Annotated in this window: 20 protein-coding genes; 17 read left to right on the top strand and 3 right to left on the bottom strand. The window is 66.3% G+C overall.

Translation table 11 applies throughout. The annotated features are described in order from the left end of the window. The first annotated feature begins 32 nt into the window (after positions 1-32). From waaF to wapR, 13 genes are all read left to right on the top strand, one after another. Positions 33-1070, top strand: a complete 1038-nt coding sequence (waaF, locus tag ACM0M4_RS28090; protein ID WP_003109905.1) for a lipopolysaccharide heptosyltransferase II — start codon at positions 33-35, stop codon at positions 1068-1070. Beyond that, entirely contained in the window at positions 1067-2134 is a 1068-nt protein-coding gene (gene waaC, locus ACM0M4_RS28085) for a lipopolysaccharide heptosyltransferase I (RefSeq protein ID WP_003116147.1), read from the top strand. The genes waaF and waaC overlap by 4 nt, the downstream gene beginning before the upstream one ends. Beyond that, complete coding sequence (locus tag ACM0M4_RS28080) at positions 2131-3252, top strand: glycosyltransferase family 4 protein (RefSeq protein ID WP_003114554.1); 1122 nt, start codon at positions 2131-2133, stop codon at positions 3250-3252. Before waaC ends, ACM0M4_RS28080 begins: the two co-directional genes overlap by 4 nt. Next, positions 3249-4055: a lipopolysaccharide core heptose(I) kinase RfaP gene (rfaP, locus tag ACM0M4_RS28075; protein WP_054376162.1), complete on the top strand. Its 807-nt coding sequence runs from the start codon at positions 3249-3251 to the stop codon at positions 4053-4055. Before ACM0M4_RS28080 ends, rfaP begins: the two co-directional genes overlap by 4 nt. Further along, positions 4055-4789: a lipopolysaccharide kinase InaA family protein gene (locus ACM0M4_RS28070; RefSeq protein ID WP_003095773.1), complete on the top strand. Its 735-nt coding sequence runs from the start codon at positions 4055-4057 to the stop codon at positions 4787-4789. The genes rfaP and ACM0M4_RS28070 overlap by 1 nt, the downstream gene beginning before the upstream one ends. Next, positions 4786-5544: a lipopolysaccharide kinase InaA family protein gene (locus tag ACM0M4_RS28065; protein WP_003095770.1), complete on the top strand. Its 759-nt coding sequence runs from the start codon at positions 4786-4788 to the stop codon at positions 5542-5544. Before ACM0M4_RS28070 ends, ACM0M4_RS28065 begins: the two co-directional genes overlap by 4 nt. Continuing rightward, positions 5541-7019 (top strand): lipopolysaccharide kinase InaA family protein, encoded by a 1479-nt coding sequence (locus ACM0M4_RS28060; protein WP_003116149.1) that lies wholly within the window; start codon positions 5541-5543, stop codon positions 7017-7019. Before ACM0M4_RS28065 ends, ACM0M4_RS28060 begins: the two co-directional genes overlap by 4 nt. A 103-nt stretch (positions 7020-7122) precedes the next feature. Continuing rightward, positions 7123-8880: a carbamoyltransferase family protein gene (locus ACM0M4_RS28055; protein WP_003095766.1), complete on the top strand. Its 1758-nt coding sequence runs from the start codon at positions 7123-7125 to the stop codon at positions 8878-8880. Then, positions 8864-10000, top strand: a complete 1137-nt coding sequence (locus tag ACM0M4_RS28050; protein ID WP_054376161.1) for a glycosyltransferase — start codon at positions 8864-8866, stop codon at positions 9998-10000. Before ACM0M4_RS28055 ends, ACM0M4_RS28050 begins: the two co-directional genes overlap by 17 nt. Further along, positions 9994-10890, top strand: a complete 897-nt coding sequence (locus ACM0M4_RS28045) for an antimicrobial resistance protein Mig-14 (RefSeq protein WP_003158384.1) — start codon at positions 9994-9996, stop codon at positions 10888-10890. Before ACM0M4_RS28050 ends, ACM0M4_RS28045 begins: the two co-directional genes overlap by 7 nt. A gap of 3 nt (positions 10891-10893) precedes the next feature. Further along, positions 10894-12312, top strand: coding sequence for a PIG-L deacetylase family protein (locus tag ACM0M4_RS28040; protein ID WP_054376160.1), 1419 nt, complete (start codon positions 10894-10896; stop codon positions 12310-12312). A 72-nt stretch (positions 12313-12384) separates the two neighbouring features. Continuing rightward, a complete protein-coding gene (locus ACM0M4_RS28035; RefSeq protein WP_054376190.1) occupies positions 12385-13341 on the top strand; it encodes a glycosyltransferase in 957 nt (318 codons plus the stop codon). 160 nt (positions 13342-13501) lie between these two features. Beyond that, positions 13502-14386: an alpha-1,3-rhamnosyltransferase gene (gene wapR / locus ACM0M4_RS28030; protein WP_003116152.1), complete on the top strand. Its 885-nt coding sequence runs from the start codon at positions 13502-13504 to the stop codon at positions 14384-14386. Positions 14387-14404: 18 nt separating this feature from the next. Here wapR and waaL read toward each other — a convergent pair whose 3' ends face one another. Both waaL and ACM0M4_RS28020 read right to left on the bottom strand, forming a co-directional pair. Then, on the bottom strand, positions 14405-15610 hold the full coding sequence (gene waaL / locus ACM0M4_RS28025) for an O-antigen ligase WaaL (protein WP_003135658.1): 1206 nt from the start codon (positions 15608-15610) through the stop codon (positions 14405-14407). Positions 15611-15617: 7 nt separating this feature from the next. Beyond that, entirely contained in the window at positions 15618-16268 is a 651-nt protein-coding gene (locus tag ACM0M4_RS28020) for a hypothetical protein (RefSeq protein ID WP_003114545.1), read from the bottom strand. Between the two features lie 107 nt (positions 16269-16375). On the opposite strand from ACM0M4_RS28020, the gene msbA reads away from it, so the two are divergent. The 4 genes from msbA (at position 16376) to ACM0M4_RS28000 (ending at position 22326) form a co-directional block, all read left to right on the top strand. Next, positions 16376-18187, top strand: coding sequence for a lipid A export permease/ATP-binding protein MsbA (gene msbA / locus ACM0M4_RS28015; protein WP_003114544.1), 1812 nt, complete (start codon positions 16376-16378; stop codon positions 18185-18187). A 40-nt stretch (positions 18188-18227) separates the two neighbouring features. Then, positions 18228-19652 carry a bifunctional D-glycero-beta-D-manno-heptose-7-phosphate kinase/D-glycero-beta-D-manno-heptose 1-phosphate adenylyltransferase HldE gene (hldE, locus tag ACM0M4_RS28010; protein ID WP_003095747.1) on the top strand — a complete coding sequence of 475 codons (1425 nt, stop codon included), beginning with the start codon at positions 18228-18230 and terminating at the stop codon, positions 19650-19652. A gap of 127 nt (positions 19653-19779) precedes the next feature. Further along, entirely contained in the window at positions 19780-21069 is a 1290-nt protein-coding gene (locus ACM0M4_RS28005) for an acyl-CoA dehydrogenase family protein (RefSeq protein ID WP_003123588.1), read from the top strand. A gap of 48 nt (positions 21070-21117) precedes the next feature. Continuing rightward, positions 21118-22326, top strand: a complete 1209-nt coding sequence (locus ACM0M4_RS28000) for an acyl-CoA dehydrogenase family protein (protein ID WP_003095742.1) — start codon at positions 21118-21120, stop codon at positions 22324-22326. Positions 22327-22350: 24 nt separating this feature from the next. Here the strand turns inward: ACM0M4_RS28000 and ACM0M4_RS27995 are convergent, their stop codons facing one another. Next, complete coding sequence (locus ACM0M4_RS27995; protein ID WP_003114542.1) at positions 22351-23271, bottom strand: hypothetical protein; 921 nt, start codon at positions 23269-23271, stop codon at positions 22351-22353. Between the last annotated feature and the right edge of the window lie 5 nt (positions 23272-23276).

Raw genomic sequence — 23276 nt, 5'->3', positions numbered from 1 at the left:
CGAAAGCCTCCCTGATCATTTCCGGAGCCTGAATGAGAATTCTGATCGTAGGTCCCTCCTGGGTGGGGGACATGGTGATGGCGCAGACCCTGTTCCAGTGTCTGCGCCAGCGGCATCCCGAGTGCGTGATCGACGTGCTGGCGCCCGAGTGGAGCCGACCGATCCTCGAGCGCATGCCCGAGGTGCGCCAGGCCCTGAGCTTCCCGCTCGGCCACGGGGTGATGGACGTCGCCACACGGCGCCGGATCGGACGCGGCCTGCGCGGTCAGTACGAGCAGGCGATCCTGCTGCCCAACTCGCTGAAGTCGGCGCTGGTGCCCTGGTTCGCCGGAATACCGAAGCGCACCGGCTGGCGCGGCGAGATGCGCTACGGGCTGCTCAATGACATCCGCAAGCTCGACAAGCAGCGCTATCCGCTGATGATCGAACGCTTCATGGCCCTGGCCTTCGAGCCGGGCGTGGAGTTGCCGAAGCCCTATCCGCAGCCGCGCCTGCGGATCGACGACGGCAGCCGCCAGGCGGCGCTCGACAAGTTCGCCCTGAGCCTGGACCGCCCGGTGCTGGCGCTCTGTCCCGGCGCCGAGTTCGGCGAGGCCAAGCGCTGGCCGGCGGAACACTACGCCGCGGTCGCCGAGGCGAAGATCCGTGCCGGCTGGCAGGTCTGGCTGTTCGGCTCGAAGAACGACCATCCCGGTGGAGAGGAGATTCGCCAGCGCCTGATTCCGGGGTTGCGCGAGGAGTCCTTCAATCTTGCCGGGGAGACTTCGCTGGCCGAGGCCATCGACCTGATGTCCTGCGCTGGCGCGGTGGTGTCCAACGATTCCGGCCTGATGCACGTGGCGGCCGCGCTGGATCGCCCGCTGGTGGGCGTCTATGGCTCCACCTCGCCGCAGTTCACCCCGCCGCTGGCGGACCGGGTGGAGATCGTCCGCCTCGGTCTCGAGTGCAGCCCGTGCTTCGAGCGCACCTGTCGCTTCGGCCACTACAATTGCCTCCGCGAGCTGCCGCCTGGCCTGGTATTGCAAGCCCTGGAGCGGCTGGTCGGCGACCCTGCCGAGGTCGCCGGATGAGGGTACTGCTGGTCAAGACCTCGTCCCTCGGCGACGTGATCCACACCCTGCCGGCGCTTACCGACGCCGCCCGGGCGATTCCCGGCATCCAGTTCGACTGGGTGGTGGAGGAAGGTTTCGCCGAGATTCCCGCCTGGCATCCGGCGGTGGCGCGGGTGATCCCGGTGGCGATCCGGCGCTGGCGCAAGAACCTCTGGCAGACCCTGCGCAACGGCGAATGGCGGCGCTTCAAGCAGCGCCTGAAGGAAGTCGACTATGACCTGGTGATCGACGCCCAGGGGCTGCTGAAGAGTGCCTGGCTGACCCGCTACGTGGGCAAGACGCCGGTCGCCGGTCTCGATCGCGACTCGGCGCGCGAGCCGCTCGCCAGCCGCTTCTATCGCCGTGCCTATCCGGTCGCCTGGGGACAGCATGCGGTGGAGCGCACGCGCCAGTTGTTCGCCCAGGCGCTGGACTACCCGTTGCCCGAGTCGGTCGGTGACTATGGCCTGGACCGCGAGCAGTTGGCCGACGCCGACCCTGGCGCGCCGTACCTGGTGTTCCTGCACGGTACTACCTGGGACACCAAGCATTGGCCGGAAGCCTACTGGCGCGAACTGGCCGAGCGCATGTGCGAGCGCGGCTGGTCGGTGCGCCTGCCCTGGGGCAGCGCCGCCGAGCGGGAGCGGGCCGGGCGCCTGGCGGCGGGGTTGGAAAATGCCGCGGTACTCCCCAGATTATCCCTGGCCGGCATGGCCAAGGTGCTTGCCGGCGCGCGCGCCTGCGTGGCGGTGGATACCGGCCTCGGTCACCTGGCGGCGGCGCTGGACGTGCCGACGCTGTCGCTGTTCGGCCCGACCAATCCTGGCTTCACCGGCGCCTACGGGCGCTCCCAGGTCCACCTGGGCAGCGACTTCCCCTGTGCGCCGTGCCTGAAGAAGACTTGTACCTACCAGCCGACCGAAGAGGATCGCAAACTGTTCGATCTCAAGCGTGAGCAGCCGCTGTGCTTCACCCGGCTGAATCCCCAGCGCGTGGCCACCCAGCTGGAGGCCATGCTGCTGGCCCCGGAGACCCTCCGATGACCCTGGCGTTCATCCTCTACAAATACTTCCCCTTCGGCGGCCTGCAGCGTGACTTCATGCGCATCGCCCTGGAATGCCAGCGGCGCGGGCACGACATCCGCGTCTATACCCTGATCTGGGAGGGCGACGTGCCGGACGGCTTCGAAGTGCTGGTGGCCCCGGTGCGCTCGATCTTCAACCACCGGCGCAACGAGAAGTTCACCGCGTGGGTCCGCGCCGACCTGGACAGGCGCCCGGTGCAGCGGGTGATCGGCTTCAACAAGATGCCCGGACTGGATGTCTACTACGCCGCCGACGCCTGTTTCGAGGAAAAGGCCCAGACCTTGCGCAACCCGCTGTACCGCCAGTGGGGCCGCTACCGCCACTTCGCCGGCTACGAACGGGCAGTGTTCGACCCGGCCTCGAAGACCGAGATCCTGATGATCTCCGAGGTGCAGCAGCCGCTCTTCGTCAAGCACTACGGCACCCAGGCCGAGCGTTTCCATCTGCTGCCGCCGGGGATCAGCCAGGATCGCCGGGCGCCGGCCAACGCCGCGGACGTGCGTGCGGAATTCCGCCGCGAGTTCGGCCTGGAGGAGGACGACCTGCTGCTGGTGCAGATCGGTTCCGGCTTCAAGACCAAGGGCCTGGATCGCAGCCTGAAGGCGCTGTCCGCGCTGCCCAAGGCGTTGCGCAGGCGTACCCGGCTGATCGCCATCGGCCAGGACGATCCCAAGCCGTTCCTGCTACAGATCGCCGCCCTCGGTCTCAACGACCAGGTACAGATCCTCAAGGGGCGCAGCGATATCCCGCGCTTCCTGCTCGGCGCCGACCTGCTGATCCACCCGGCCTACAACGAGAACACCGGTACGGTGCTGCTGGAGGCGCTGGTCTCCGGCCTGCCGGTGTTGGTGACCGATGTCTGCGGCTATGCCCACTACATCGCCGAGGCCGACGCCGGGCGGGTGCTGCCGAGTCCCTTCGAGCAGGACAGTCTCAACCGCCTGCTCGCGGAAATGCTGGAGGACGCTCCGGCGCGCGCCGCCTGGTCGCGCAATGGCCTGGCCTACGCCGATCACGCCGACCTCTACAGCATGCCGCAGCGCGCCGCCGACCTGATCCTCGGGGAGGCCTCATGAGGCTGGTGCTGGAAGAGCCGTTCAAGCGCCTGTGGAACGGGCGCGACCCGTTCGAGGCGGTGGAGGCGCTGCAAGGCAAGGTCTACCGCGAACTGGAAGGGCGCCGCACCCTGCGCACCGAGGTCGACGGGCGTGGCTACTTCGTCAAGATCCACCGTGGCATCGGCTGGGGCGAGATCGCCAAGAACCTGCTCACCGCCAAGCTCCCGGTGCTCGGCGCGCGCCAGGAGTGGCAGGCCATCCGGCGCCTGCGCGAGGCCGGCGTAGCGACCATGACCGCGGTCGCCTACGGCGAGCGCGGCAGCGATCCGGCGCGGCAGCATTCCTTCATCGTCACCGAGGAACTGGCGCCGACCGTGGACCTCGAGGTGTTCTCCCAGGACTGGCGCGAACGTCCTCCACCGCCGCGGCTCAAGCGCGCGCTGGTCGAGGCGGTGGCGCGGATGGTCGGCGACATGCACCGTGCCGGAGTCAACCATCGCGACTGCTACATCTGTCATTTCCTCTTGCACACCGACAAGCCGGTGAGCGCGGACGATTTCCGCCTCTCGGTGATCGACCTGCACCGTGCCCAGACCCGCGACGCCACGCCGAAACGCTGGCGTAACAAGGATCTGGCGGCATTGTATTTCTCTGCGCTGGACATCGGACTGACGCGTCGCGACAAGCTACGCTTCCTGCGCACCTATTTCCGCCGGCCGTTGCGCGAGATACTGCGCGACGAGGCCGGCCTGCTGGCCTGGATGGAACGCAAGGCGGAAAAACTCTACGAACGCAAGCAGCGTTACGGAGACCTGCTCTGATGGCGGGGTGGACCCTCGAACCCGATTACCGTCACCTGGCCGCCGACTTCGGTAGCCTCGATAGCGTGTTCGCCCTGGAGGGCGAGCGCCTGACCCGCGACCCGTTGTCCGAGGTCATCCGCATCGAGCGCGACGGCGTGCGTTACTACGTCAAGCGCTACCGCAGCGCCGGCAAGGGCCTGCGCCGCTACCTGGCGCGACCGCGGATCAAGGCCGAGTGGCAGAACCTCAAGCGCTTCGAGAAGTGGGGCATTCCCACCGCCGAAGTGGTCGCCTGGGGGCTGGAGCGCAAGGCCGGCGCCTTCCAGCGCGGCGCCATGATCACCCGCGAGCTGCCGGGCACCGAGGACTTGTCGGTGCTCGCCTGCAACCGGGATCCGCGCCTGAAGGACCCGCGCTGGGTGGACGGCGTCAGCCGGCAGATCGCCAAGGCTACGCGCCTGATGCATGACCAGCATTTCACCCATAACGACCTGAAGTGGCGCAACCTGCTGGTGGACGACCAGCCGCTGGTGTATTTCATCGACTGCCCGAACGGCGCGTTCTGGTGGAGCTTCATGCTGCGCTATCGGATCACCAAGGACCTGGCCTGCCTGGACAAGGTGGCCAAGTACCACCTGTCGCGCACCCAGCGCCTGCGCTTCTACCTGCAATATCGCCGTCGCCGGCACCTGAACGAATCCGACAAGAAGCGTATTCGCCAGGTAGTGGCTTTCTTCGAGGGGCGCGAATGAGCGTTTTCATCGCCGCGCAGGACCACGACCTGCTCCAGCGCAACCGTCTGGACAGCTTCGACGCCCTGTGGGCCTTGCAGCTGGATGCCGTGGACGAACCGAATACCGAACGGGGTGGCTGGAGCAGCGTCTACCGTCTCGACCTGGGCGACTCCGCCTACTACCTGAAGCGCCAGAGCAACCACCTGACCCGCAGCCTGCGCCATCCGCTGGGCGAGCCGACCTTCGCCCGCGAGTTCCGCAACATCGAGCGCTACCGGGCGCTGGGCATTCCCGCCCTGCAGGCGGCGTTCTTCGCCCAGCAGGCGGTCGGCGGAGAGCGCCAGGCGATCCTCCTGACCCGTGCCCTGGACGGTTGGCAGGACCTGGACACCTGGCTGGCGTCCTGGCACGACCTGGCCGAAGAGCGGCGCCGGGCGATTCTCCGGGCGGTTGGCAGGCTGGCGCGCCAGCTGCACGCGGCCGGACAGATGCATGGTTGCTTCTATCCCAAGCATGTATTCCTCCGCGAGGGGGCCGATGGTGTCTTCGAGGCCTGCCTGATCGACCTGGAGAAGACCCGCCCGATCTGGTTCGGCCGCCGCGACCAGGTCAAGGACCTGGAGCCGATGCTGCGCCGTGCCCCGGACTGGAGCGAAGCGGACGTGCACGAATTCATCTCCGCCTATGTCGACGAACCCCTCGACTCGGCCGAGGTCGAGCAGTGGTATCGCCTTCTCGACCAGCGCCGTCGGCGCAAGGAGTCGCGCCGATGAGACTGGCCGAACTGCAAGCCGCCGGGCGCCACCCGCAACTGCCATTGCGGGTGACCCTGGCGGATGGCGCTGGCGCTGCCGAATTGCGCCTGGACAGTCTGCTGCGGGTGCTGCCCGGGCAGCGCTACGTCGGTGCCGGCGAATGGCGTGGGCGCAAGGTGCTGGCCAAGCTGCTGGTGGGCGGCAAGGCCGCACGGCATTTCCAGCGCGAACTGGAAGGGGCGCGTCTGCTCGCGGCCCAGGGGCTGACCACCCCGGCGCTGCTGGCCGACGGGCTGCAGGAGGGCGAGGGCGGCTGGCTGCTGTTCGACTACCTCGACGCGGCGCAGAGCCTCGGTGACGCCTGGCGTGCGGTGGAGGCTCAGGCGCCGCTGGGCGATGCCCAGCAAGCGGTGCTCGGCGAAGCCCTGGCGGCCATTGGCGAGCTGCATGCAAAGGGCCTCTGGCAGGACGACCTGCACCTGGACAACCTGTTGCGCCACGCCGGCCGCCTGTATCTCATCGACGGTGGCGGCGTGCGTGCGGAAACTCCCGGCCAGCCGCTGTCGCGACAGAAAGTGCTGGAAAACCTCGGGGTGTTCTTCGCCCAGTTGCCGGCGCTCCTCGATCCTTTCCTGGAGGAGTTGCTGGTGCATTACCTGCTGGCCAACGGCGAACATGCGCTGCCGCTGGAAGCCTTGCAGAAGGAAATCGCCAAGGTTCGCCGCTGGCGGGTACGCGACCTGCTGAGGAAGGTCGGTCGCGACTGTAGCCTGTTCAGCGTCGTGCGCGGTCCGTTCCGCCTGTTCGCCGCCCGCCGCAGCGAGGCCGAGACGATGGCGCCGCTGCTGGCGGACGCGGACCGCCTGATCGCCGCCGGCCACGTCTACAAGGACGGCGGCGCGGCCACCGTCGCCCGGGTCGAAGCGAACGGCCGCACGCTGATCATCAAACGCTACAACATCAAGGGCTGGGTCCATTGGCTGAAGCGCTTCTGGCGGCCGAGCCGGGCCTGGGCCTCCTGGCGCGAAGGCAACCGCCTGGAATTCCTCGGCATCGCCACCGCCCGTCCGCTGGCGATGCTGGAGCGGCGCTGGTGCTGGCTGCGCGGGCGCGCCTACCTGATTACCGATTATCTCGGCGGTCAGGATATAATCGCTCGTTTTAAGCCTTGCCTGGACATGCCCGATGGCGCCGTTTCGCCACCGGAAGCCGAGTTGGCGGCACTGGATCGGCTGTTTTCGACGCTGATCCGCGAACGCATCAGCCACGGCGACCTGAAGGGACACAACCTGTTCTGGCAGGCCCATGAACAAGGCGGCGAATGGGCGCTGATCGACCTGGACGCGATGCGCAAGCATCACAGCCAGGCGTCCTTTGCCCGCGCCTACGCCCGCGACCGCGCGCGCTTCCTGCGCAACTGGCCGCAGGACAGCGGCCTCTACCGGCTGCTGGAGCAACGGATTCCCCGCCTCGGCGACGCCGCCGGGGCTTGAACGACAAGCGACGACCACCGCCTGCGGCGGTCGACGAGTTAAACGAAAGCCGCGGTTGTCGGTCCCACTCCGCAACCGCGAGCTGCTTTGAAGAGGTTCTACCGTGGCATTGACCGTCCTAGGCCTGTCTGGCGCCGTAAGCCATGACCCGTCCGCCGCCCTGTACATCGACGGCAAGCTGGTCGCGGCCGTCGAGGAAGAGCGCTTCGTGCGCGACAAGCACGCGAAGAACCGCATGCCCTACGAATCGGCGAAGTTCTGCCTGGAGCAGGCAGGGATCGAGCCGGCCGATGTCGACGTGGTGGCGATTCCCTTCGCTCCCATCAGCATCATGGAAAAGGCCCGCTGGCACTATGCCAAGCGCTACGCCTACGCGCCGGATCGCGCGCTGGATGCGATCCTGCTCGGCAACCGCCGCTACAAGCGTTACTACAAGCGCATCGAGTGGTGCCTGCAGCAACTCGGCTTCGACCTGAAGAAAATCAAGATCCAGCCGGTCGAGCACCACCTTGCCCATGCCTCCAGCGCCTACCATTGCTCGGGGTTCAAGGAAAAGACCGCGATCCTCGGCATCGACGGCAAGGGCGAATACGCCACCACTTTCTTCGGCTGGGGCGAGAACGGTCGGATCCACAAGATCAAGGAGTTCTACGATCCGGATTCGCTGGGCGGCCTGTACGGCGCGATCACCGAGTACCTCGGCTTCGACATGCTCGACGGCGAGTTCAAGGTCATGGGCATGGCGCCCTACGGTGACGCCAGCAAGTACGATTTCTCCCGTCTCGCCAAGTTCGAGAACGGCGAACTGGTGATCAACACCGATTATGCCAACGTCATCGGCTTCCGCCGCTACAAGGAGAAAGGCAAGGGCTACTACTTCTCGCCCAAGCTGATCGAGTGGCTGGGGCCCAAGCGCGAAGGCGACATCGCCGACGATCCCTACATCCATTACGCCGCGAGCATCCAGGCGCTGTTCGAGAAGCTCGCGCTGGAGATGATGGACTACTACCTCGGCGATATCATCCGCGAGACCGGCAAGGTCGCTTTCGCCGGCGGCTGCGCGCTGAACGTCAAGCTCAACCAGAAGATCATCTCGCGCCCCGAAGTGAAGGAGCTGTTCGTCCAGCCGGCGGCCAGCGACGCCGGCACCGCGGTCGGCGCGGCGGCCTACGTGTCGCACCAGCGCGGCGTGCCGGTGGAGAAGATGGAGCACGTCTACCTCGGCCCGGAGTATTCCAACGAGGACGTCATCGCCGCCTGCGCCCGTCACGAGGCCAGGCCGCAGTGGCAGAAGATCGACAACCGCAGCCGGCGTATCGGCAGGATCCTTGCCGACGGCAACCCGGTGGCCTGGTTCCAGGGACGCATGGAGTTCGGTCCGCGTGCCCTCGGTGGCCGCTCCATTCTCGGCTGCCCGAGCGTGCCGGGCGTGGCCGACCGGATCAATGCGCAGATCAAGTTCCGCGAGCGCTGGCGGCCCTTCTGCCCGTCGATGCTGGATACCGTCGGCCCGCAGATGTTCAAGATCGACCACCCGGCCCCGTTCATGACCTTCACCTTCGAAGTCAACGAAGAGTGGAAGGAGCGAGTGCCGGAAGTGGTGCACGAAGACGGTACCTCCCGCGCCCAGGTGCTGAAGCGCGAGTACAACCCGCGCTACTACGACCTGATGAAGGAACTGGAGAACCTCACCGGCAACGGCGTGGCCCTGAACACTTCGCTCAATCGCCGTGGCGAACCGATGATCTGCTCGCCGACCGACGCCCTGAACATGTTCTTCGGCTCCGATCTGCAGTACCTGATCATGGAGGACATCCTGGTCGTGAAGGAGGGCGTGGACTGGTATGACTCGGTCGGCTGAACCTCGCGTCCTGCAGTTCTGTCACGGCTACGACGGGCCTTTCCTCGACTGTGCCCGTCAGTACGCCAGCCTGTTCGCCGGAACCCCGTACAAGGTCACTACGGTGTTCCTCACCGGGCGTTCCGATCCTGAGGTGGCGGCGCGTTGCGCCTCCGACGAGGTACTGTTCCTCGAGTACGGCTCCAAGGACATCCGTGGCCTCAAGCTGAAGGCGATCCGCGACTTGCGCGAGATCGCCCGTTCGCGCGACTTCCGCTTCTGCATCGCGCACCGCTTCAAGCCGATCTGGATCGCCAGCCTGGCCACTCGTCTGCCGATCGTTGGCGTGCACCACGCCTTCGGCGATTACCAGCGGTTGTCGCGCAAGGTCTTCGCCGGCCTGATGAGCAAGCGCCTGAGCCTGCTGGCGGTGTCCGACGCGGTGCGCGACGATATCCGCCGTTGCCTGCCGAAGTGGCCGGCGGAGCGGATCGAGACGCTCTACAACCGCATCGACGTCGCTGCGCTGCAGGCCGAGCAGGTCGAGCGCCTGAGTGCGCGCCGGCAACTGCGCCTGCCCGACGAGGCCTGGGTGGTCGGCAACGTCGGCCGCCTGCATCCGGACAAGGACCAGGCTACCCTGCTGCGCGGCTTTGCCGCCGCGCTGCCGCGCCTGCCGCAGAACAGCCTGCTGGCGATCCTCGGCAGCGGCCGCCTGGAAGAGCAGCTCAAGGACCTGGCCTGCGAACTGGGTATCGGCGAGCGCGTGCTGTTCCTCGGCCAGGTCGAAGAGGCACGGCGCTACTTCAAGGCGTTCGACGCCTTCGCCCTGAGTTCCGACCACGAGCCGTTCGGCATGGTCCTGCTGGAGGCCATGGTCGCCGGCGTACCGCTGATCGCCACCGCCTGTGGCGGCGGCCGCGAAGTGGTGGAGGGGGTCGGCATCCTCTTCCCGCTGGGCGACGAGACGGCCCTGGCCGAGGGTCTGACCCACCTGGCGGCGCTCGACCGCCGCCAGCGCGAGGCCTGTGCGCGACTCATGCTCGAGCGCCTGGAGACACGCTTCTCCGACGCCGCGGTGCGCCGCGAATTCTGGCGCCTGCCGACGATTGCCGGCTTCGCTTCGGAGTCTGCATGCTGAACAGGTTGCGCGCCTTCCGCGAACGCGGTTGGCGCGAAGTGGATGCGCTGACCTACGCCCAGGCCTGGCAGCGTTTCGGCGGCAGCGTCGCGACCCACCCGCTGGTGGTCGAGCAACTCGCCGAAATGGCCGGAATCCCGGTGCGTTACCTGGGTTGGGAGAGCGCTGGCGAACTGGTTGCGGCGATCCCGACCTGGGGCCGCCACCTGGCGTTGTCCAAGGACGTGCTCAAGCGGCGCGGCAAGAAGGGCCTGTACGACCTGGGCAACGCCGAACTGATCCTGCCGGTGGCCGACGATGCCCGCATCGCCCTCCGCCATGCGGGACGCTACCTGTCGGCGCTGCATGAGCGGAACATCGTCACGCTGCGCCCTCAGACCGAGCAACTGGCTTTCGCTCGCGCCCCCGAGGATTTCTCCAAGAAGTTCCGCTATAACCAGCGGCGCGAAGTGCGCCTGGTGGAGGAGGCTGGTGGCCAGGTGCGCCAGGCAGACAGCTTCGCCCCGGCCGAGTTCGCCGCCATCTATCTTGAACTGTTCCAGCGTCGCTGGGGTTTCCCGGCCACCGGCGCGGAGCGCATGGCCGAGGTCTTCGAGCGGCTGCGCGAATTGCTGCGCGGCTCGGTCCTGCTGCTCAACGACCAGCCCATCGCGGTCCAGGTACTGTATCGCGCCGAAGCGCCGGGCTGGCTCAGCGTCGAGTACATCAACGGCGGCGTCGATCCGCAGACCCGCGAGTTCAGCCCTGGCAGCGTGCTCAGTTACCTGAACACCCAGGCCGCCTGGGAGGATGCGCGGGCGCTGGGCAAACCCCTGCGCTATTCGTTCGGTCGCGCCGACCGCGAATACAAGGATCGCTGGTGCCATCCTTCTCCGGTCTTCCAGGTCTGAAGCATGAGCGCACGCAAGCAGCAGTTGCTCAAGCGTCATCGACGCAACAAGCGGATCGGCCTACTGGTTGCGCTGCTGGCATTGCTGGCCGTCGGTCTGCTGGTCAGCCCCTGGTTGTTGCCGATCCTCCTCGTGGCCCTGTGGGTCGCCCACGAAGCCTGGTTCGCCGATCACCTGTTCTATTCGCCGGGCGAGGACTACCGCTACCGTTTCGCGGAAGGGGTCGAGTCGCTGCCGGTACGCCTGGCGGATGGCCGTCTGCGAGTCGACGGTGAGCTGCGCGAAGGCGATACGCTGGTGCTTGGCATCGGCGTGCGCGCTGGCTGGCTGGGGCGCTTCCTCGAACCCTCGGTGCTGCTGGAAGGTGGCGCGGAGGCCGATGCCCAGGCTTTCGAACGTGGGGTGAACGGCTTGCGCTACCTGAACCTGACGGGACTGGCCGGGCCGCTGGGCGAGGGCCGGATTCGCCTGCGCGGCCGGCATTGCCGGCTGGTCGGCGAACCGACCCTGTGGCGTGCGCGCCATCCCGACTACCGTGATCGGCGGGTGATGGTCATCGCTCCGCATGCCGACGACGCCGAGCTGGCCGCCTTCGGCCTCTACAGCCAGGCTCGCGAGGCCTGGATCGTGACCCTGACCGCCGGCGAGATCGAAACCGAGCATTACCGCCGCATGGGCCTCGACGGAATAGCTGCGGCGCGCCTGAAGGGCCGCCTGCGCGCCTGGGATAGCCAGGCCGTGCCGACGTGGGGTGGGGTGCCGGCCGAGCGCTGCGTGCAACTGGGTTATTTCTGCCTGCAATTGCCTGCCATGCAGGCGAACCCGGGCGAGGTGGTGCCGTCCCGTGAGGCCGATCTCGCCGATATCCGTCCGTTCCGCCAGTTCAACCGCCTGCGCCTGGCCAGCGATGCCGACGGCCTGTCGACCTGGAACAATCTGCTGGCCGATCTCCGCGAGCTGATCCTGCTGGCACGTCCCGAGGTCATCGTCCTGCCTCATCCGCATTTCGATCCGCACCCGGACCATGTCCGCGCCCAGGCGGCTGTGCGCGAGGCGCTCCAGGGCCTGGACTGGCAGCCGCAGGCATTGTTGCACTATGCCAATCACCTGCACGACAACGATCGCTGGCCGATGGGCGATGCGCACATGGGGGTCAGCCTGCCACCGCTGACCGAAGAATGCTCGCCGTTGCTGCCATGGACGCTGGCGCTGGAGCGCACGCGCCAGGTGGACAAGGCCATGGCCTTGGGCATGATGCACGACCTGCAACCCAGGCCGCCGTTCAAGCGCCGTCTGCGCCGCCGTCTGCAGGGCTGGCTCGCCGGGCGTCGCTGGCCGGCTTACGGCGAGGACGAGTTCATGCGCAAGGCGGTGCGTCGGCACGAGTTGTTCTGGGTGGAGTCGCTGGATGGGGAGGCGTGATGCTTGGGTCGAGCGTTCGGCAAGGTTCGAGCCGCCATGCTGCTTCGGAGCAGCCGCGAGGATGAAGGTCTGATGAAAGTTCTGTTTCTGGTCCAGAAAGAGCAGCGCGCGATCCTGGATCGCCTGTACGACGGCATCGCCGCCCATTGCGAGTGCGATACCCGCTGGCTGAGCAGCGAGGAGCAGGCCGACCTGCGCGGCTACTTCCGCAAGCACGTGGATGTCTCGCGCTACGACCGCATCCTGTTCTTCCTCCGTTTCAAGAAGGAAATGCGCCAGGTCCGCTTCATCCGCAGCGTGCCCAACCTGGTGATCCTCGAGCACGATGCCTACCAGAACTACATTCCCTGCAAGTACACCGGCAAGTTCAGCTCCCATTATCGGCGCCTGCCCTGGGCACGGGTGATCAGTTCGGGCCATACGGTCAGCGAACGCCTGCGCCAGGAGGGATTCGACGCGGTATTCGTGCCCAAGGGCTACGACCAGACCCTGTTGCATGACCTGGGCCTGGCGCGCGATATCGAGCTGGGCTTCGTCGGCAGTACCGGCAGCGTGGCCTACAGTGGACGCAAGGCGCTGCTCGACGAGTTGGGCGGAGTGGAGAACCTGCTGGTGACCAAGACCAAGTCCGGCGAGGAGTACCTGCGCACGCTCAACCGCATCCGTTTCTTCGTCAGCGCGGATGTCGGCATGGGCGAATACATGATCAAGAATTTCGAGGCGATGGCCTGCGGTTGCGTACTGCTGGCCTACGACCAGGGCGAGCGGGAAAACGAGGCCTTGGGTTTCCGGGACATGGAGAATATCGTGCTGTATCGCTCGGTGGCGGACATCCAGGAAAAGCTCGCGATCCTGCGCCTCGATACGGCTCTCGCCGAGCGGATCGCGCGAAGCGGCCAGGCGCTGGCCATCGAACGATTCAGCTTCGCCGCTGTCGGTCAGAGTATCGTCGAGGCCATGCGGCCCGCGTTGCGCGAGCCGGAGCGTCCCGGATGGCTGGAGAAGACCTGGCGACGTATTTTTACCTGAGAGTAGCAGCCGAAAAGAGCTGGGGCTTCAGGCGTGTTTGCTATTGTTCAGCTTGTTTTTCCGGGCTGGGGGGAGGTGTAGGACCGATGAAGATCGCAGGATCGCTCATGCATGTCTGGCGCTTTGAATGGGGACGTGAAGGACAGGTAAGGTTGTAGTTATGGCGCTCGTCGATGATGGTTCGCAGCCATTGGTTTCCGTGATCATCGCTTCCTATAACCACGAAAAGTACATAGAAGCGAGCATTGCCAGCGTGGCAGCGCAGACATACCGCAACGTGGAACTGCTGGTGGTGGACGATGGTTCCAGCGATGGCAGCGTCGAGCTTTTGCGCGGGCTCCAGGCGAAGTACGGCTTCGACCTCAGGGTCCAGCAGAACCAGGGACTGTCGAGAACGCTCAACGAGGCGATCGCCAGGGCCCGGGGAAATCTCATCGTGCCTTTCGGTTCGGACGACATCATGTTGCCGCAACGCCTGGAGAAACAGGTGGCACACATGTGGGACAAGCCCGAGGTAGGTATCTGCGCGGGCAATATCGAGATCATCGACTCCAATGGCCGGGTCATGCCGGGTAAGGAGCAGCGCAAACGCGACCTGCCTTTCCGCCGTCTCGACTTCGATGACCTGTTCCTGGACCGCAAGCCGGGCCCGATGGCGCCCACCCTGATGTTCCGGCGGGAAGCCCTGGAGAAGGTCGGCGGTTTCGATCCGGACATACGCCTGGAAGATGTCTACATCGAACTGGCGGTGACCAAGGCTGGCTACGTCATTGACATTCTTGGCGAGGTCCTCGCCCAGTACCGCAAGCATCCCACCAATACGTACAAGAACGCCCGTTTCATGGTGGACAACGTATTCAAGACGTACAGCCAGTTCAGCGATCACCCCGATTACGAGCAGGTGATCATGCGCTTCCGCAATTCGATGTTCCTCAAGTGCTCGAACCGGGACAAGGTGCTGGCCCGGGAGCTGCTCTCCGGCTTGCCGCTGAAGTACTGGAACGAGAAGACCTTCCGCGGCATTGCGCGGCTGTTCTTCTCCTGACCGCTGATACCGCCGCGCTCAAGGCGCGGCGGTATCTTCACCGCGCCTGCTGGCGGCGAACCTTTGCTGGATCCACAGCGCATACAGCAGCGCCATGGGAATCCAGATCAGGAACCAGTGTTCCTTGGGACGGGGCAGGAAGGCGTTGCCCTCCGTGAGTCCGGCTGCCAGGCCGAACACCAGCCAGGTCGAGGCTAGCAGAACGGCTGGAGACTTCCGGTTTTTCCAGGAGAAGGCGAAGGCCAGGGCGTAGATCGCCACCCACAGCAGGAGCCCGATGATCCCTCCAGCGAAAAGCACACCCAGTTCGATGTTGTGCGGGTCGGCGAGCAGCATGCCGTTGCTCAGGACGATTCGCATCGGATGATCGTAGCCGTGTCCGAGCCATGGATGCTCGCTGATCTGGCGTAGGGCGTCGGCCCAGATTTCCGGGCGGAACGATGCCCCTCTCTGGGTGATCACTTCCGGGTACAGGATGTAGCCCAGTAGCGCTCCAGCCAGGGCGAGTGCCAGGGCGATGAGGGCCTTTTTCCTGTCTCCGGCCAGGACCAGCCACATAAGGGCTGCTGTGAGCCCTACCAGGGGAGTACGCGAACCGGTCGCGATGAGAAGGCCACCGAGCAGCGCCAGGGAAATCAGTGGCAAGGGGGCCAGGATAGGGCGCGACTGCATCCAATAAGCCAGCCAGAATGCCGTGAAGGCGCCATAGACATGGGCACTCAGTAATGGGTTATAGAGAGCGCCATAACCGGTAAGGCGCAGCGGGTTGGCGTCCCAGTAGTATTGCAGCAAGGTGGCTGCCGCGGAGATCACCGCGCCAAGGGCTGCCAGCCAGGTCGCGGTCTTGAGGCGGAGGGGGGCTTCGAGCGCCAGGATGGCGGCGCAGAAGAACAGGAGAGCGATGTACAGGGGGCGCTTGAGCAGCGAGCCGGTGGAGTTCTCGGGGGCCGACCAGGACAGGCTCAGCATCATGTAGCTGCTGAAGGCGAGGAAGGCGATGAACAGCGGCGAGCCCGTTAGCGGGCGAAGCAGACGCGGTTGCAGTATCACGTACAGTAGCGTCGGTGCCGCCAGGAGGATATAGAAAAGGCGATGGTAGTCGGAGCGGTCGCCGACCCAGAACATTCCGGTGAGCAGGGCCAGCCAGCCCAGCGGCAGGATCCAGTGGCTGAGGATGCGGCTGGTATCGTGGCGAAGACGGGTCAGTCGGGTAGCTGCGAACATTCCTTGCTCAATCCAGTTGCAGTTGCTTGAGGAGCTGCTCGAGTGTCCAGTGGACCTGGCTGCTGCGGAGATAGGCCTTGAGCACCAGGTGCTCGCTGTCGTCGAGGAACCAGGTTCGATCCTGTTCGTAGCGCAGCAGGTGCTTGAAATTGCGAATGCGTTGGGCGGCGCTGAGCGCCGAGCGCTGGACCCGCAGGTCGGCGATGTCGATCAGGCCCATCCGGCCTTCCGGCGTGCGCACCACGTTGCCCAGGTGCAGCGAGCGGAAGTACACCCCCTTGGCGTGCAGCGCGGCGATCAGCTCGCCCAGTTGCGTCCGGACTGCGTCGCCGCACTCCGGGTCGTTGCGGTCGAGTTGGCGGAGGGTCTGCCCCGGTAGCGGCTCGTAGTGCACCGCGTCGCGCTGGATATGTGGGATCCGCAATACGTCCAGCACCTTCGGGCAGACGATGCCGCGCCGCGCCAGTTCGCTGGCGTTGCGGGCGAAGCGCTCCGCATAGGGGAACAGGGCTGCGGAGGAAATCAGGCGCTTGCGGCGAAACAGCTTGAGGAAGGACCCGTCGCGCAGACGCAGAACCTTGTCCCCATGACCATCGGCTTCCAGCACTTCTGCGTTGTCACGCAACTGCAAGTAGGAGGGGTAGTCTATGACTCGCATGCGAGCTCCTGAACGAACGGCCCGCCATCTTACCCCAACACGCCTTCCAGGCGGAGTGATGGAGGTCCTGTGCTACACTCCGGGACCTTTTCAGCATGTAAGAAACCATGAGCGATAGTCCTCAGAATCCCGGACCTTCCAGTCTCAAGATCTATTTCCGCCTGTTGGGTTACGTGAAGCCCTACATCGGAATGTTCCTACTCAGCATCGTCGGTTTCCTGATCTTCGCGTCGACCCAGCCGATGCTGGCGGGCATCCTCAAGTATTTCGTCGACGGCCTCTCCAATCCTGACGCGGCATTGTTTCCGAATGTGCAGTGGCCCTGGTTGCGCGACCTGCACCTGGTCTACGCGGTGCCGTTGCTGATCATCCTGATCGCTGCCTGGCAGGGGCTGGGCTCGTTCCTCGGCAACTTCTTCCTCGCCAAGGTTTCCCTGGGGCTGGTGCATGACCTGCGGGTCGCCCTGTTCAACAAGCTGCTGGTGCTGCCGAACCGCTATTTCGACACGCACAGCTCCGGACACCTGATCTCGCGCATCACCTTCAACGTGACCATGGTCACCGGAGCGGCCACGGATGCCATCAAGGTGGTGATCCGTGAGGGCCTGACCGTGGTCTTCCTGTTCCTCTACCTGCTGTGGATGAACTGGAAGCTGACCCTGGTGATGCTGGCGATCCTGCCGGTCATCGCGGTGATGGTGACTACCGCCAGCCGCAAGTTCCGCAAGCAGAGCAAGAAGATCCAGGTGGCCATGGGCGACGTCACCCACGTCGCCTCGGAAACCATCCAGGGCTACCGGGTAGTGCGCAGCTTCGGCGGCGAAGCCTATGAAGAGAAGCGCTTCCTCGACGCCAGCCAGAGCAATACCGACAAGCAGTTGCGGATGACCAAGACCGGCGCGGTCTACACGCCGATGCTGCAATTGGTGATCTACGTCGCCATGGCGATACTGATGTTCCTCGTGCTGTGGCTGCGCGGGGACGCCTCGGCCGGCGATCTGGTGGCCTATATCACCGCGGCGGGCCTGTTGCCCAAGCCGATCCGCCAGCTTTCCGAGGTCAGTTCCACGGTCCAGCGCGGCGTCGCCGGCGCCGAGAGCATCTTCGAGCAGCTCGACGAAGCGGCGGAGGAAGACCAGGGTACCGTCGAGAAGGAGCGGGTCAGCGGGCGCCTGGAAGTGCGCAACCTGAGCTTCCGTTATCCCGGAACCGACAAGCAGGTGCTGGATGACATCAGTTTCATCGCCGAGCCCGGGCAGATGATCGCCCTGGTCGGCCGTTCCGGTAGCGGCAAATCGACCCTGGCCAACCTGGTTCCGCGCTTTTACCAGCACAATGACGGCAAGATCCTCCTTGATGGCGTTGAAGTCGAGGATTATCGCCTGCGCAACCTGCGCCGCCACATCGCCCTGGTGACCCAGCAGGTCACGCTGTTCAACGACAGCGTGGCCAACAACATCGCCTACGGCGACCTGGCTGGCGCGCCGCGCGAGGAAATCGAGCGGGCGGCGAAGGCTGCCAACGCCAAGGAGTTCATCGACAACCTGCCGCAAGGCTTCGACACCGAGGTCGGCGAGAATGGCGTGCTGCTTTCCGGCGGCCAGCGCCAGCGTCTGGCGATCGCCCGGGCGCTGCTCAAGGACGCGCCCCTGCTGATCCTCGACGAGGCGACCTCGGCGCTGGACACCGAGTCGGAGCGGCATATCCAGGCGGCGCTGGACGAAGTGATGAAGGGGCGCACCACCCTGGTGATCGCCCACCGCCTGTCGACCATCGAGAAGGCCGACCTGATCCTGGTGATGGACCAGGGGCAGATCGTCGAGCGCGGCAGCCACGCCGAGCTGCTGGCGCAGAACGGCCATTATGCGCGGCTGCACGCGATGGGACTGGATGAGCAGGCGCCGGCGCCTGTCGGCTGATAAACTGGGCGTCTGCCCCGAGAGGTTGTTTGGAGTTCCCATGAAGTTGTCCATGCCCCGTTTCGACCAGGCCCCGGTGTTGGTGGTCGGTGATGTGATGCTCGACCGCTACTGGCATGGCGCGACTTCGCGCATTTCGCCGGAGGCCCCGGTGCCGGTGGTCCGCGTCGAACAGCACGAGGACCGCCCCGGCGGCGCCGCCAACGTCGCGCTGAACATCGCCGCGCTGGGCGCGCAGGCCTTGCTGGTCGGCGTCACCGGCCGCGACGAGGCCGCCGACAGCCTGGCCAACAGCCTCAAGGCCGCTGGAGTGGACGCGCGCTTCCAGCGCATCGATAGCCAGCCGACCATCGTCAAGCTGCGGGTCATGAGTCGCCACCAGCAACTGCTGCGGGTCGACTTCGAGGAACCGTTCCGCACCGACGCGGCGGCCCTGGCCGTGGACGTCGAGTCGCTGCTGGCCAAGGTCAAGGTGCTGGTGCTGTCCGACTACGGCAAGGGCGCGCTACAGAACCACCAGGTGCTGATTCAGGCGGCGCGGGCGCGCAACATTCCGGTACTGGCCGATCCCAAGGGCAAGGACTTCGCCATCTATCGCGGCGCCAGCCTGATCACCCCGAACCTGTCCGAATTCGAGACCATCGTCGGCCGTTGCGCCGACGAAGCCGAACTGGTCGCCAAGGGCCAGGCGCTGATGAGCGAACTCGACCTCGGTGCCTTGCTGGTGACCCGCGGCGAGCATGGCATGACCCTGCTCCGCCATGGCCAGCCGGCCCTGCACCTGCCGGCGCGGGCGCGGGAAGTGTTCGACGTCACCGGTGCCGGCGATACGGTCATCTCCACCCTGGCCGCGGCGCTTGCCGCCGGCGAGGAGCTGCCGTCCGCGGTGGGCCTGGCCAACCTGGCCGCCGGCATCGTGGTCGGCAAGCTGGGTACCGCGGCGATCAGCGCGCCCGAACTGCGTCGCGCGGTGCAGCGCGAGCAGGGTTCCGAGCGTGGCGTGCTGGGCCTGGAGCAATTGCTGCTGGCAATCGAAGACGCCCGCGCCCACGGCGAGAAGATCGTCTTCACCAATGGCTGCTTCGACATCCTTCACGCCGGCCACGTGACCTACCTCGAACAGGCGCGCGCCCAGGGCGACCGCCTGATCGTCGGGGTCAACGACGACGCCTCGGTCACTCGCCTGAAGGGCGTTGGCCGGCCGATCAACTCGGTGGACCGGCGCATGGCGGTACTCGCCGGGCTCGGCGCGGTGGACTGGGTGGTGAGCTTCGCCGAAGACACTCCCGAGCGCCTGCTCGAGCAGGTGCGTCCGGACGTGCTGGTCAAGGGCGGCGATTACGGCGTCGAGCAGGTGGTCGGCGCGCAGATCGTCAAGGCCTACGGCGGCGAGGTACGGGTGCTCGGCCTGGTGGAGAACAGCTCCACCACCGCCATCGTCGAGAAGATCCGCCAGAAAGGCTGAGCCTTTCCCCGGTCGGTCGCCCCTGGCGGATGACTGGCTGGCCTGACAACTCCCTTCGGCGAGACGGTCATAGGCGCTGCCCATGCGGCGGCGCATGATCCGGGCATCCCATCCTGCGTGGAGCAAGATGCCCATGAGCACCGATGTACAGGGCCGTGCCCTGGCTGTACTGAACCGTGTCGCCCAGGCCGACTGGCCGGATCGCTTCAATCTTCGCAAACCCTTCGAAAAACTGCTCTACAGCGGCAGCCGTACCGGCTTCCGCCTGGCCAGCGAGCGTTCGGCGAAGCAGGCGAAGGGACCGCGCAAGGCCGATCCGGACGGGTTGTTCGACCTGTCGTTCTCCGACGACCAGCAGATGCTGGTGGACATGCTCGAAGGCTTCGCCCTGGAGGTGTTGCGTCCGCTGGCTCATGACGCGGATGCCGAGGCCAGCCTGCCGGCGGAACTGCTCAACCAGGCGCTGGAGCTGGGCCTGACCCACTATGGGGTCGGCGAGGTGCACGGCGGCATGGCCGGTGAGCGCACCACGGTGACCACTGCCCTTATCGCCGAGGCCCTGGCCAAGGGCGACCTGACGCTGGCGGCGGCCCTGCTGGTGCCGCTGTCGGCGGCCAACTGCATCCGCCGCTGGGGCAGCCCCTCGCAGCAGGCGCAGTGGCTGCCGGCGTTCGTCAGCGAAGAGGGGGCGCCGCTCACCGCCATCGCGGTCAACGAGCCGAGTCTGCTGTTCGACCCGCAGAAACTGGCGACCCGCGCCCGGCGCAAGGGCAGTCACTACCTGCTTTCCGGAGAGAAATGCCTGGTCTTGCGCGGCCTGGAGGCCAGCCGCCTGATCGTCGCGGCGAAGACCGACGAGGGGCCTGCGCTGTTCCTGGTGGAAGCCTCCGCCAAGGGCGTCGAGCGACGTGCCGAGCCGGCGATGGGACTGAAGGCCGGCGGCACCGCCCGGTTGCGCCTGAAGAGCGTCAAGGTGCCGGCGGACAACCGCCTGGCCGCCGAGCATTTCGACTACCGGGCCTTCCTCGATCACGCGTCCCTGGCCTGGTGTGCCCTGGCGCTGGGCACCGGACAGGCGGCGCTGGACTACGTGATCGCCTACTGCAACGAGCGTGAGGCCTTCGGCGAGCCGATCAGCCATCGCCAGGGGGTCGCCTTCATGGTCGCCGACATCGCCATCGAACTGGACGCCATGCGCCTGATGGTCTGGCGCGCCTGCGCCCTGGCCGAGCGCGGCCAGCCGTTCCAGCGCGAGGCTTACCTGGCGCGCCTGCTGTGCGCCGAGAAGGCGATGAAGATCGGCACTGACGCGGTGCAGCTGCTCGGTGGCCACGGCTTCACCAAGGAGCATCCGGCCGAGCGCTGGTACCGCGACCTGCGCGCGGTAGCGCTGATGGCCGGCGGCCTGCACCTGTGAACCCGAGCGAGGGCGCGGCCCGCCGCGACGAGTGAACGAGGAACCGACATGTACCTGGAAACCCCGAAGAAATTCCGCAGCCTGGCCAACCAGGCGCATCAGGTCGCGGAAAACTATTTCCGGCCGATCTCGCGCAAGTACGACAAGGCCGAACACGCCTATCCGAAGGAGCTGGACCTGCTCGCGGCCTTGCTGGACGGCATGAACAGCGGCTCGCCCGAGGCTGTCGGTGCGACCTCGGCGAGCAAGCGCGCCGGCAAGCAGGTAGAGGAGGGCATCAAGAACGGCGGCAACCTGTCGGCGTTGCTCGGCGTGATGGAACTGTGCTGGGGCGACGTCGGCCTGCTCCTGGCCATGCCGCGCCAGGGGCTGGGCAACGCGGCGATCGCCGCGGTGGCCAACGAGGAGCAGTTGCAGCGCTTCGGCGGCACCTGGGCGGCAATGGCGATCACCGAGCCGGGCTGCGGCTCGGACTCGGCGGCGATCCGCACCACCGCGACCCAGGATGGCGACCACTATGTACTGAACGGCGAGAAGATTTTCGTCACTTCCGGCGAGCGGGCCGATGCCGTGGTGGTCTGGGCCACCCTGAACCGCAACCTGGGGCGGGCGGCGATCAAGTCCTTCGTGGTCGAGAAGGGCACGCCGGGGATGACCGTGACGCGCCTGGAGAAGAAGCTCGGGATCAAGGCTTCGGATACCGCTTCGATCAGTTTCAATGATTGCCGGGTGCCGGCCGCGAACCTGCTGGGCAACGCCGAGGTCGACGTGCAGAAGGGTTTCGCCGGGGTCATGGAGACCTTCGACAATACCCGCCCGCTGGTGGCCGGCATGGCTGTCGGGGTGGCCAAGGCGGCGCTGGACCGGACCCGCGAATTGCTGAAGAAGGCTGGCTGCAAGTTCGACTACAGGAAGCCGCTGCTCACCGTCAGCCACGCCGAGGCCACTCTCTATCGCCTGGAGGCGGAGTGGGAGGCAGCGCGCCTGTTGACCCTGAAGGCGGCATGGATGGCCGACAACAAGCTGCCCAACTCGAAGGAAGCGTCCATCGCCAAGGCCAAGGCTGGACGGGTGGCCAACGAAATCACCCTGAAGTGCGTGGAGCTGGCTGGCGCCCTCGGCTACGCCGAGGATGAGCTGTTGGAGAAGTGGGCGCGGGACTCGAAGATCCTCGACATCTTCGAGGGCACCCAGCAGATCCAGCTGCTCATCGTCGCTCGCCGCCTGCTCGGCAAGTCTTCCAGCCAGTTGAAGTAGAAAGGGCGGCAAAGCCCGCCCGGTTCAGGCGCTGGCGCGGTCGCGTCCACCGCCGGCCTGGTCGCCGTTGCTGGATGGCCACAGTGCCAGCCAGTCGCGGAAACGGATGCGTTCCTCATGCACCAGCCAGCCGTCCTGTACGGCAAAGCTCTCGGCCAACCACAGGCCGCGGGTGGCCGCAGGGCGCAACTGGCCCTTGCGCAGGGTGAACAGGTCGCCGGTGGGGCGCCCCTGGTCCAGCGGCAGCAGGTAGAGATCGGGGCGCCGACGGTCCAGACGCGCCACCAGCGGACCGCTCTCGAGCCGCTCGTCGACATGGTAGAGGCTCGGCTCGCGCGCATCGCGCGGCAGCTCCAGGCGCATGTCGTAGACCAGTTGCAGCGAGGCCGTGGGCAGGTGTACGTAGGCGCGTGGGCGCTCCAGCAAGCGCAGGCTGCCGGCTTGCACCGGACGGGCGGCGCCGGACAGCGGGGTGAGGACGAAGTGGCTGTTCTCCCGGTAGCGCAGCGAACCCTGGTAGGGCGTCGGCAGCCAGGTGTCGCCGAAGCGCCCGCCGAGCCAGCCGCCGGCGGTCTCCACCAGGCATTCCTCGGCGACTTCCTGGATCGCCGTGAGCAGCGGCAGGTTCAGTTCGTGGGCCGGTACGTAGCCGGAGATCAGCTTGAGCACGGTATCGCCGCGGTCCAGCCGGCGCTGACGGACCAGCACCCAGTAGTCGCGGCCCTGCCAGTTCAGGGTCAAGCGCACCGAGACCCCCAGGTTGGCCAGCTCGGCGACGAAGCGCTGCGGGTCGGCTACCTCCATGCGGCGGCGGCGTACGAGCATCTGCTGGAAGTTCAGCGGCAGGCCGAGGGCCTGGTAGACCAGCCCGTCCGGGGAGGCCTCCACCAGCAGCGGCAGGGTCTTGAAGGCGGACGGATCCTTGCGGGCGAGCATACGGGGCATACGGG

The organism is Pseudomonas sp. 18-147 (assembly GCF_051048045.1).
Classification (GTDB): Bacteria; Pseudomonadota; Gammaproteobacteria; order Pseudomonadales; family Pseudomonadaceae; genus Pseudomonas; species Pseudomonas aeruginosa.
Note: the sequence above shows the minus strand (reverse complement) of the source record. Positions and strands in the feature narration are given on the sequence as shown.